At 44.5% G+C, this 11,006-nt stretch carries 11 protein-coding genes and 1 tRNA gene; 9 read left to right on the top strand and 3 right to left on the bottom strand.

What is annotated here, in order from left to right; translation table 11 throughout:
- Positions 1–605: transposase (locus tag F6K52_RS24190; RefSeq protein ID WP_293083920.1), on the top strand; the 605-nt coding region annotated here is incomplete at its 5' end.
- A 46-nt stretch (positions 606–651) separates the two neighbouring features.
- Entirely contained in the window at positions 652–1,119 is a 468-nt protein-coding gene (locus F6K52_RS24195) for a hypothetical protein (protein WP_293083923.1), read from the top strand.
- Between the two features lie 54 nt (positions 1,120–1,173).
- Here F6K52_RS24195 and F6K52_RS24200 read toward each other — a convergent pair.
- A tRNA-Ile gene (locus F6K52_RS24200) sits at positions 1,174–1,246 on the bottom strand.
- Positions 1,247–1,412: 166 nt separating this feature from the next.
- Here F6K52_RS24200 and F6K52_RS24205 point away from each other — a divergent pair.
- From F6K52_RS24205 to F6K52_RS24220, 4 genes are all read left to right on the top strand, one after another.
- Positions 1,413–2,135, top strand: coding sequence for a hypothetical protein (locus F6K52_RS24205; RefSeq protein ID WP_293083926.1), 723 nt, complete (start codon positions 1,413–1,415; stop codon positions 2,133–2,135).
- A gap of 342 nt (positions 2,136–2,477) precedes the next feature.
- Entirely contained in the window at positions 2,478–3,929 is a 1,452-nt protein-coding gene (locus tag F6K52_RS24210; RefSeq protein WP_293083929.1) for a hemolysin family protein, read from the top strand.
- Between the two features lie 49 nt (positions 3,930–3,978).
- Positions 3,979–4,665 carry a lecithin retinol acyltransferase family protein gene (locus tag F6K52_RS24215; protein ID WP_293083932.1) on the top strand — a complete coding sequence of 229 codons (687 nt, stop codon included), beginning with the start codon at positions 3,979–3,981 and terminating at the stop codon, positions 4,663–4,665.
- A 193-nt stretch (positions 4,666–4,858) separates the two neighbouring features.
- The gene (locus F6K52_RS24220) at positions 4,859–5,278 is read left to right on the top strand and encodes a hypothetical protein (protein WP_293083936.1); all 420 of its coding nucleotides are present in this window, start codon (positions 4,859–4,861) and stop codon (positions 5,276–5,278) included.
- Positions 5,279–5,383: 105 nt separating this feature from the next.
- Here F6K52_RS24220 and trpD read toward each other — a convergent pair whose 3' ends face one another.
- Complete coding sequence (gene trpD / locus F6K52_RS24225; RefSeq protein WP_293083939.1) at positions 5,384–6,424, bottom strand: anthranilate phosphoribosyltransferase; 1,041 nt, start codon at positions 6,422–6,424, stop codon at positions 5,384–5,386.
- Between the two features lie 96 nt (positions 6,425–6,520).
- Positions 6,521–7,000: a 2-C-methyl-D-erythritol 2,4-cyclodiphosphate synthase gene (gene ispF / locus F6K52_RS24230; protein ID WP_293083941.1), complete on the bottom strand. Its 480-nt coding sequence runs from the start codon at positions 6,998–7,000 to the stop codon at positions 6,521–6,523.
- Between the two features lie 211 nt (positions 7,001–7,211).
- Between ispF and F6K52_RS24235 the strand changes: the two genes are divergently transcribed.
- The 3 genes from F6K52_RS24235 to F6K52_RS24245 all read left to right on the top strand — a co-directional run.
- Positions 7,212–7,739: a hypothetical protein gene (locus tag F6K52_RS24235; protein ID WP_293083943.1), complete on the top strand. Its 528-nt coding sequence runs from the start codon at positions 7,212–7,214 to the stop codon at positions 7,737–7,739.
- 671 nt (positions 7,740–8,410) lie between these two features.
- On the top strand, positions 8,411–9,907 hold the full coding sequence (locus F6K52_RS24240; protein WP_293083945.1) for a reverse transcriptase domain-containing protein: 1,497 nt from the start codon (positions 8,411–8,413) through the stop codon (positions 9,905–9,907).
- Positions 9,908–10,186: 279 nt separating this feature from the next.
- A partial coding sequence (locus F6K52_RS24245; protein ID WP_293083948.1) for a transposase occupies positions 10,187–11,006 on the top strand: 820 nt, incomplete at its 3' end.

Here is an 11,006-nt window from a genome sequence, read left to right on the forward strand (position 1 = left end):
TGGTAGAACGCCCTCGCTTTTTCGTGGATTTGCAAAGCAAGCTTCGATGGCTGCAACGCAAATTGAGAAACAAGAAAAAGGGTTCTGCTAACTACCGGAAGATTCAAGCCAAGATTCGTGCATTGCATGAACACATCCACAACGTTCGCCGAGAGTTCCACTTCCTGACGGCTCACAAACTTTGCGACATGGCTGGAATGATTTTTGCTGAGGACTTGAATCTCTTGATCACCAGTCGCGGCATGTTGGCAAAGCATTGTTTGGATGCGGCATGGGGTAGCTTCCTGGAAATTCTCAAGTGGGTTTGCTGGAAGCGAGGTGTTTTCTTTGCCAAGGTTGACCCTAATCGCACCAGCCAGATCTGCCCTCAATGTGGAGCGCATACTGGTAAAAAGGAACTGAGTGAACGAGTGCATCATTGCCCTGAATGTGGATATATAACTGACCGAGATGTCGCTGCCGCTCAGGTGGTGGCACAACGAGGTCTTGTAGCCGTTGGACAGACGGTGATACTGCCTGTGGAGGATGGTTGCCTGGGAACCCCGATCAAGCAGGAAACCTCAAGAGCGATCTTGGGAAGCCCGCGCTCTACCCGCTTCGGGTGAGCGTCGGGAGGATGTCACTATCGGATACTATTGAGGAAAACTACGGGTGATTGCGATGCAAATGCGTTGGGAAAAGCTGTTTAGCGTTGTAGTTATAGCAGCCACTGCTAGTCTAGGAGCAGGTGCTGCCATAGCAGAAACTAATTCAGAGGACTTGGAGCTAATTCCTCTAGTAACTTTACCTGAGGCTTTTGAAAACGCTTTTTTTAATGACTCTGGGGACTTTTTCGAAAACAGGAGCATCAAGAGTCAAATCGATACAATTTTCGGTTCTGGATGGCCACCTGCTTTTCCAGAACTGGCACTTGAGCGGGATGCTGAGCGTGTGATTAATCTTTATCGGGATGTACTAGAGCAGCAAGTTTCCAGTGGCCCTGTGATTCGTACTCTGGATTTACCAAACCCTTACAATACTTCCCTACGGTTGCTAGAACAATCTAGTGATATCCCCATCCAAGTGGAAAACCAAGAATTTTTCTTGGCACCGCAGCCTTTACCACAGCTGCGCAGATGAGTATGGGCGTTGATCAGTATGGGGTGATAGTAGTAGCTGACTGCAAGTGTTCAATCCAGGGTGCAGGAGTTGAACCTGCCTAGGGCAAATTATGAGTTTGCTGCCTCAACCGCTCGGCCAACCCTGGGTCATTCCTTTCTATTATGGTAGCCTGAATCAGGTTATTGCAACACCACTAACTAGAAATTCCCGATTTATCCGATAATTCACAGAACATAAGATAGTCTAGCTGTATAGCAGGACTATAATACAGCACGAAAAGTTCGGTAATTCGGAATAACGTTAATCACCCTATGAAATTCAACACAACTGTAGCGCTAACCATAGTTCTACTGACCATGATGTTAGGTGCAGGTGTCGTGAGTGCCTTTTGGGGATTCTCTCTCGGTCACGAAGCCCTAAAAGGAGTTACTCAACCGGATACTAACCCTAAGAAAAAGTTGACAGGAAATAAGGGCTCTTCTTCTGGTAAAGAAGGGGTCTTGATTGTGAGCGAGAAGGATATTTTGGTTAACGTTCACGCCCACATACACAATAAGGGTAAAAATCCTCCGGCTAAGAAAAACAGCCAGAGAACTAAGCAAATTAGTTGGTCTAAGCCCGCTCAGAAGGAGTCATCGTCTGATGTATTGACTCAAGAGGCATCCTTCACTCGGAAAAACCCTAAGCTAAATTTACCGGTTAAAAGTCAGGATAAGGGAGTCACCCTAGCGGTAAATTCTGCCAGTGTGCAAGAGGGTTCTTTAATGTTGGATGTCAGCTTGAAGAATCAGAGTTCTAATCCAGTCAGGTTTCTGTACAGCTTTTTGAATGTTACCGATGATCGTGGTCGTGCCCTAAGTGCAATTACGGAAGGCTTACCAGGAGAATTACCGGCTAATGGCAAGGAGTTTTCTGGAACAGTGAGCATACCGACAGCTTTACTAGAGAACTCCGAGAAGCTTTCCCTGACACTGACTGATTATCCGGATCAAAAACTACAGTTGAAAATGTCTCAGATTCCTGTAGTTAAATAAGGAAGCAGGTCGAGGGAATGCTTATTAAGCATAAAACGTTAAAGTTATGGTAAAACATATGTTCACAGGAAACAACGCGCGCCAGTTTCGGCAGTAAGTTTCACCAGCCAGTCTCGCCAGCCAGTTTAAATTCCCTTGACTGGCACTCCTGAACTAGCTCAAGGAAATGCTAGTCATACAACTGAAAACCCCATAATACAACTGATAAGTTTTTGATGGTAAGCGATAACTCCATACCAAGCTGCCCTAGGTCTAGGAAGACACATCAAAAGGCAACCATAACCAGCAAAAAATGAAAATTATTTGCTTTGACCTTTCACTTTTTCTATGGTTGCCAACCTGATGGTTCTTCTAACAGTGGATGCTTCTATTAGCCTCTCTGAGGGAGAGGTTTTCCTGGGATTGTTATCAGTGCTACTGCTGATAGCCATCAATGCTTTTTTTGTTACGGCTGAATTTTCCATGGTGGCGGTACGGCGATCGCGGATTAGCCAATTAGTAGATGCGGGTGACGTGCAAGCAAAGACGGTTCAGGCTTTGCAACAGAGCATTGACCGATTACTATCTACAACTCAGTTAGGGATTACCCTCTCGAGCCTTGCTCTGGGATGGATTGGGGAGACTACCATGGCAACCTTAGTAGCAGCTGGGATAGCCAAGCTACCACTACCGCCAGCTCTAACTCCAGTTATTACCCATTCCCTAGCAATCCTGGTGGCATTTTTCATGATTGCGTATCTACAAATTGTTTTGGGGGAACTTTGCCCCAAATCCCTGGCTTTACTTTACTCAGAACAACTAGCACGGTTTCTGGGGCCACCCAGTCTGGTAATTGCCAGGTTTTTCAATCCTTTTATCCAGATTTTGAATCAATCTACCCGCTGGCTCCTGAGGCTGGTGGGTGTTCAATATTCTGGTCAAGGTTGGTATAGCCGTGTAACACCGGAAGAGTTGCAGCTGATTATTACCACTGAACGGGAGTCTATTGGACTCGAAGCAGAAGAGAGAAAGCTACTGAAAAATGTGTTTGAGTTTGGGGAGGTAACAGCTGCAGAGGTAATGGTTCCCCGTACCAGTCTTATTGCTATTTCCCATGCAGCAACCTTCGAAATATTGTTAGAGGAAGTTGCTAAGACTAGTCACTCTCGCTATCCTGTGATTGGGGCATCCCTAGATGACATTCGTGGAATTATCGACTTCAAAAAATTGGCTAAACCTTTATCTAAAGGGAAGCTAGGACTTCAGACACCGATTAAATGGTCGATTTGCCCAGCTAAGTTTGTCCCAGAAACTACCCCATTGAGTGAATTACTGCCGATGATGCAGCGATCGCATTTGGCAATGGTGATGGTGGTGGATGAGTTTGGAGGTACAGCTGGATTAGTCACCCTCAAGGATTTAATTGCTGAAATTATTGGTGATGGACCATTATCTGATATAACCGAGGACTTGACGGTACAAATTCTGGACGAGTATACCTTCCTGGTGCAAGCTCAGATGAATATGGAAGAAGTCAACGAACTTTTGGATTTAAACCTACCTGTAATTGATGACTATCACACTTTGGGGGGTTTTCTGCTCGACAAGTTTCAGAAAATTCCTGTACCCGGTGAAACCTTAAATTATGAAAATCTAGAATTGACCGTTGTGTCTGCTTCTGGAGCGCGCCTAAACCAAATTCGCATAAGCCGCCAGCAGCCACAAGAGAATAATTCAGTAGATGTTTCCGATTCTAATCAAATGCCGATAATTCCCAGCAAGGAGGATATTTCCTTTGACAATGGAGGGCTATAGTTTTGATAAACTTTAGTTGATTAGTGCCGGATAAAACCAATAGAAAATAATGGCGCGAGGAGATCAAATTTACGTATTCCAAAAGTTTCTTAACTTTGAAGGAGTTTACCAACATCATGGTATTGACTGTGGAGACGGTAGTGTGATCCACTACCGCAAAAATACTGACACAATTGAACGTACTTCTATGGCTACCTTTGCTCTAGGTGAAACAAAAGTTTATGTCAAACAGTACTCAGTTTGTTTAATTCCAGATGTTGTGATTCGTCGGGCAGAAAGTCGATTAGGGGAAAGGCAATATAACCTAATTTTTAATAACTGTGAACACTTTGCTAATTGGTGCAAGACTGGCAAAAATGAAAGCCAGCAAGTCAAGGATTTTATTCCGGTAATTAGTAATGCGAATATCGATGGTTTGTACGAAGCTATAAAACAAGCACTTCAGGGAGCAAAGCAAGACGATACAACTCAGTTACTTAATCAAGCATTATCTGATCTCAGGGTGGTTTGGGATGAGATTCAACCTAAGTATAAACAGGAACTTCAAGAAATCAATGTCTGGCAGCAAGTTGCAATTCAAGCTCTTAAAAACAATAGAGAAGACTTAGCCCGTGCGGCTTTGATCCGGAAGCGGAACTATGAGAAAAGTGCGACGGAAAAGAAAGCTAAACTAGACCAGTTAGCGAAGATGACAGAAAGATTAATTCGCAACCGCATGAACTGGCAACAAACTTAGTGGGTTGCTCAAGTCATCATAAAACGACATTGAGTGCTAAGCTATCAGCAATCATAACTTATGGGGTCGATTTAATTTTATGACCCCTACTCCCTACTCCCTACTCCCTAAAATCCAGGACGAGATACTTCAAGCAATTCAGAACTGCTATATATTCTTACTATAGTGTAGTTTTAAAGATCCAAAAAACTGAATGGAACGTGGTTTACTATGGTTACCTCTGCTAGCAGCTTTTTGCTGGCTGGCCTGGTCAGGTTGGAACGAATACCAAAAGATTGAAGCTTATCGCCGTTGGGCTGAACAGTTTGAACGGGCAAAGTATGATATTCGTGCGGTGCTTGGTCAAAACGGTAGTGACCTGACTTGGGGTAAACCCACTAGAAAGGAACCAGTAAATCTAGAAACCTTTTCCCTCAAAGAGGTTAAATCAATCAACTTGGTGGTTGATAATCAAGTGGTTGACTTAGAGCAACCACCCCATAAAGGTCGTGCGATCGCATTAGAATTTCAGTTCCTCAAACCCATAGATCCAGTCAAAGTTCCCTTTACAGAAATTCCTTTGGCAGTGGAGTGGGGAAAATATCTCCAGTCATTCACGCTTAGCGCTGGGTGAAGGGAATAGGGAATAGGTAACTTCCTTGGATCTCGACATTGGGTAGCACCCTCAGCCAATCATCCCAGGTGACCCTTACAGGTCAGACCTGGGGCTGCTGGTGAGTCAAGCTAAAAACTTCACCAACTCCTCTAACTTCAACCAAGGAGCACCGCTAGCCATAACATCCTTTGCCATCGCAATCCCTGCTGTGTGGTCTTCGAGAGGTATAACACCGGCGACTTGAAGGGCTAATGAGGCATTTAACGCCACCACATCCTGCTGGGCTGGTGTTCCTTTACCTTGCAAAACATTCCGTAAAATTTCCCCATTTTCCGCTACATCACCGCCTCGTAGGGACTCAGTAGGGGCAGGAGTTAGACCGAGATGTTCTGGATTCAGACTCAAAAGTCGCACCTCACCCCCCGATAGCAGTGCCAAGTCAGTTTCATCTGCCAATCCCGCCTCATCTAATTTTTCCCTACCATGGAGAACTATTGCGTTGGCAGTACCCATCAAACACAAGGATTGGGCTACAGTCTCTACAAAGTTGGGAGCATAAACACCGATTACCTGACCGGTAGGACGCAGGGGATTTACCAATGGTCCTAACAAGTTAAACACTGTCCGTACTTTGAGGGTTTGCCGTAATGGTGCCACTGCTTTCATGGCTGGATGCCAACCCCGAGCAAACAAAAAGGTTACCCCTACCTCATCCAGGGCTGCCTGAATCTTGTCCGGTGCTGCTGATAAATTTACTCCTAGGGCTTCGAGCACATCAGCTGAACCGACTTTACTAGAGGCAGAACGATTACCATGCTTAGCTACCAGCACTTCAGCTGCAGCCACTACAAAGGCTACTGCGGTAGAGATATTAAAGGTAGACGCGCCATCCCCACCGGTACCACAGGTATCAATAACGGGTTGGTTGTGTTCAATGGTTGTCTTCTGCAAAGACTGGGATTGTAGCACCTGAGCCATCCCTGCCAATTCTGTAGCGGACACGCCTTTAGCCTGGATAGCTGCTAAAAGTGCCCCAGATAACACAGTGGGAATTTCTTCATTCAACCATCCCTGCATCAGTTGTGATGCCTGGTCACTGGATAACGATTGCCCATCCAACAACTGTTGCAACAAACTGGGCCAGTTATAAGAGGTTTGAACCATTATTATAGAAGCAGAGTCTTTTATCTAGAAATGCGATCGCAATAACCATTCAATCACTATTTCTTTGTGGTGCAAAGTGCGATCAATCTCTGACTATCAATCTCTCACTAACAACGCTACAGCATAAGCGGCAATTCCCTCTTCACGTCCCACCGGACCCAACTTTTCATTAGTGGTTGCCTTAATGCCAATTTGGTCAGGCTCCAGCTCTAGCACTACACTTAAGCGATCGCGCATAGTCTTAATATGAGGCTTAAGCTTAGGACGCTCCGCCACCACCACCGAATCAATATTGCCAATCCGCCAGCCATGGGATTGGATCAACTGATTCACCTGACTCAACAATACCAAACTATCCGCACCCGCCCATTTTTCGTCAGTTGGGGGGAAATAATGACCAATATCGCCCAAACTCAGGGCTCCTAGCATGGCGTCCATGATGGCGTGAGTTAGGACATCGGCATCACTGTGACCGACTAATCCCAATTCATGAGGAATTTCTACACCTCCGAGAATCAGACGGCGACCTTTGCCCAATTGATGGATATCGTAACCGTTGCCAATCCGAATAGTCATTTTTACCACTGAATCCCAGGTTAACAGAGCAAGCGATCGAATTTTACCTGAAATTAGTGAGACTATACTGAGGTTTTTAGTCTGGTTTACCTACTATCTTTTTGTACTCTTAATATTAAGTTTTATTTCGAGATCGAAAATTCCAGGAACCCACAGTGTATTTACGGATATCTAGAGAACAAATATCCCAAATATATTAGGAGGTAGCACAATGAAAAAAATCGGTTCTACTACTCTACTCATTTTCGCTACACTCTCGGGACTTCTGTTGTTTCCTTCTGAAGTAAAAGCGGATCGGATCAGATACTGTTACCGTGTCCCCCGTTACTACGTTGAGAAGGATGCAGCTAACCACCGTGAAGCTTACGATGATGGTTATAAAGAGGGGCGACGTGATGCCAGGAGGGGTATAGCTTATGAAGAGCGCAGCGCAGGGGGCGAGTTTAGCCGTGGCTATCGTCATGGATATTACGGTCGCCGCTACAGAGGTCAGCGGCGTCAGGTTGCAGACCGCCGTAACTACTACAACACCAGAGAGTGTCGTACCTACAACTATGACGATAAGGAGAATATGAAAGATGTTTTGGGCAGGATTTTGCAGCAATTTGAAAGGGATCTGCGTTCGGATATGAACTGGGACAATAACCGTCAAAGGTTCGAGGAACGAAGATACGAGGATCAAAGGTTCGAGGAGCGAAGCCGGGACAGAAACTTTCAAATAGATCGATATCCAAGATAGTTGTGCCTCTCTAGCATGTGACGATGGTGCTGCTACTACCTTATGAAAGCTTTGGGGAGTTGGTAGTGGTACACAATTCGTGATTTTGTGCGGCTTGTTCTAAGTAGGAGCCTCTAGAAACTAGAGGGGTATGACTTAGGTAACCTGCGGGAAAATATCCCATAGTGTTATAACTGTTCATTGGATAGCGGTGAAAACCCGCTCCTTTAGGAGATAAATGACTCCCTACCTTGGCCACACCGAGTAGACTGACATTCTTACAGAGTGAAGCTGGCACCAGGGCGCAATCAGACTAGTCTCAGATGCTAGACACTGGCGCTAACGGGGAAGGTGACAAGGGTAACAGTAGCAAAAGTCCTGAAAAAGCGTCTAACGAATGAGCCGCAATCTGATAGAGCCAAAGCGAGACTTTATTCCCGATTATCATCACAGTGTTCTAAAATTGACGACTGTAATCTCCGATGTGGGAATAGGCGAATTGGACTGCCCTAAATCACCATAACAATCTAGTGAATGGAACAAGTAAAAACGACAGCAATAATGAGTCTGTAGACAGGTCGAACCTACAGTAAGTTATGTCAAACTTAATCCTCACTGTCGGGTAGGATGTCACCGGAAACTGGTGACGGGTATTCAGAGTATACAAGTTCTAGGAGAGCATAGGTAGACGCATGTCAAATAGATATAGCGACCTCTGGAAAAGCCAAAAGTGGAAGAAACTCCGCCAGAATCTTTTCCGCCTACAAAAACGAGTATATAAAGCAGTTCGAGCTGGTGACTTGAAGAAAGCCCGGTCTCTACAGAAACTGATAATGAAATCCCGAGCAGCACAGCTTTTTGCAGTCCGCCAAGTGACACAGCTAAATAAGGGAAAAAAGACAGCTGGAATTGATGGCAAGTCAAGCCTCAATTACAGACAACGCATGGAACTGGTTGAAGCATTGAACGACTATGCCTCCGACTGGAAGCATAGCCGACTCCGTGAAGTCCCAATCAAGAAAAAGAACGGGAAAATCCGGATGCTTAAGATACCAACCATAGCCGACAGAGCATGGCAATGTTTAGCAAAATTCGCTCTAGAACCTGCACATGAAGCCACATTTAGTGGCAACAGCTACGGATTCAGAACAGGTAGATGCGCACAAGATGTCCAAAAACGTTTATTTGACCAACTAAAATCAAACTGTAACGGCATCAACAAACGCGTCATCGAACTAGACATCAAGAAATGCTTTGACCGCATTTCCCACACCTCCATCATGGATAGATTGCTAGCCCCTGCATGCCTGAGAATGGGGATTTTCAGGTGTCTCAAAGCAGGCATCAATCCAGAATTCCCGGAGCAGGGAACTCCCCAAGGCGGGGTAGTCAGCCCACTATTAGCCAATATCGCACTCAACGGAATAGAAGATATACACACCAGCCTGCGATACGCAGATGATATGGTGTTTATACTAAAGCCAAAAGACGACGCTGATAAAATCCTCCAAAAAGTTAAAAACTTTTTGGCAGAAAGAGGGATGGAAATCAGTGAAGAAAAGACCAAGCTAACTAAAACGACAGACGGATTTGACTTTCTGGGGTGGAAATTCCGCGTCAGAAAAGACGGAAAGTTCTCATGCATTCCCTCAGAGGAAAATCATAGAGCAATCCGCCAAAAGATTAAAGCCGTAGTCAACAACTCAAACTATGGTGCTGAAGTAAAAGCCAAAAAGCTAGCCCCTATCGTTCGCGGATGGCGTAATCACCACAACAGTTGTGATATGAGCAGCTCTAGGGATTCGCTATGGTTCATGAACCTCACTGCCCACCGAAAGTTCCGAAAGGAAAAGAAAGTAAGTCGGTATAGAGCAAATGAACTATGTCAAAAGGCATTCCCAAAAGTAGGATACAGACAAAACCAACACGTGAACGTAAAGGGGACTAAGTCACCCTACGACGGCGACTTAGTCTATTGGAGTAAAAGGAATTCACGCCTATACTCTGATACTATCTCCGACGCATTGAAAAAGCAAAACCATTCCTGTGGACACTGTGGATTGAAGTTTTTAGAAGACGAATCTGTACACCTCCATCACATTGATGGAAACCACGACAATTGGTCTAAAAAGAACTTATTAGCAGTTCATCAAAGCTGCCATCAACAGATACACTCTTTGCACCCCTAAGGGGGAGAATATCCAGGAGCCGGATGAGATGAAAGTCTCACGTCCGGTTCTGAATCGGAGGTGCCCCGGGTAATACCGGGCATCGACCGTAACAGCTTCCGTTACCTTTACCAGACCGTAGCCAAACCACGAAATATTTACCACTACCGATTGTAATTTCATCTTTCTGCCTCCCTTTCCTCTCACCGTTATAGCCTTCGGCTATAACGGTGAGAGGAAAGGGAGGACGAGAAGTTATGTTCAGTTTACAATTCACATGGAATGTTTTAAAATGTAAGCATGGTAGAAAAAGCTTACCGTTACCGTTTTTACCCAAATCCTGAACAAGACAATCTGTTGAGGAGAACTCTAGGCTGTGTAAGACTTGTTTACAACAAAGCCTTATGCGCTAGAACAAAAGGATGGTATGAACACCAAAAACGAATCAGTTATAAAGAAACTTCTTCAATGTTGACAGGATGGAAAAAACAGGATGACTTGTTTTTTCTAAATGAAGTCAGTTGTGTTCCACTTCAACAGGGGTTAAGACATCTTCAAACTGCTTTTACTAATTTTTTTGCAGGTCGTGCCAAATATCCCAACTTCAAGAAAAAACGCAACGGTGGTAGTGCAGAATTTACCAAATCGGCATTTAAATGGAAAGATGGTCAGATCTATCTTGCTAAATGCCAAGAACCTTTGCCTATTCGTTGGAGTCGTCAATTACCTATAAACTGCGAACCAACTACCGTTACAGTTAACTTAGATCCATCTAATCGATGGCATATCTCAATCAGGTTTAATGATCATAGAGACTTGAGTTTGCCTGTGACGGATAAACAAGTTGGTTTTGATTTAGGAATTACTAGTTTAATCACGACCAGTGACGGGGATAAAATCACTAATCCCAAACATTTCAAAAAACTCAAGAAAAAACTGGCCAAATATCAAAAGGCTTTGTCACGAAAACAAAAAGGTTCCAATAATCGTTACAAAGCCAGATTAAAGGTAGCTAAAATACACGCAAATATCAAGGACGCTAGAAAAGATTTTACTCACAAGCTAACCACTAAACTGGTCAAAGAAAACCAATTGATTACGTTTGAAGAATTAGCGGTGA

The organism is Moorena sp. SIO3H5 (assembly GCF_010692395.1).
In the GTDB taxonomy this organism is placed as follows: domain Bacteria; phylum Cyanobacteriota; class Cyanobacteriia; order Cyanobacteriales; family Coleofasciculaceae; genus Moorena.

Coding starts and splice junctions, on each gene's coding strand:
- F6K52_RS24240 (WP_293083945.1), top strand. CDS start 8,411: ATGTCAAATAGATATAGCGACCTCTGGAAAAGCCAAAAGTGGAAGAAA.
- trpD (WP_293083939.1), bottom strand. CDS start 6,424: ATGGTTCAAACCTCTTATAACTGGCCCAGTTTGTTGCAACAGTTGTTG.
- F6K52_RS24210 (WP_293083929.1), top strand. CDS start 2,478: ATGGTTCTTCTAACAGTGGATGCTTCTATTAGCCTCTCTGAGGGAGAG.
- F6K52_RS24215 (WP_293083932.1), top strand. CDS start 3,979: ATGGCGCGAGGAGATCAAATTTACGTATTCCAAAAGTTTCTTAACTTT.
- F6K52_RS24205 (WP_293083926.1), top strand. CDS start 1,413: ATGAAATTCAACACAACTGTAGCGCTAACCATAGTTCTACTGACCATG.
- ispF (WP_293083941.1), bottom strand. CDS start 7,000: ATGACTATTCGGATTGGCAACGGTTACGATATCCATCAATTGGGCAAA.
- F6K52_RS24220 (WP_293083936.1), top strand. CDS start 4,859: ATGGAACGTGGTTTACTATGGTTACCTCTGCTAGCAGCTTTTTGCTGG.
- F6K52_RS24235 (WP_293083943.1), top strand. CDS start 7,212: ATGAAAAAAATCGGTTCTACTACTCTACTCATTTTCGCTACACTCTCG.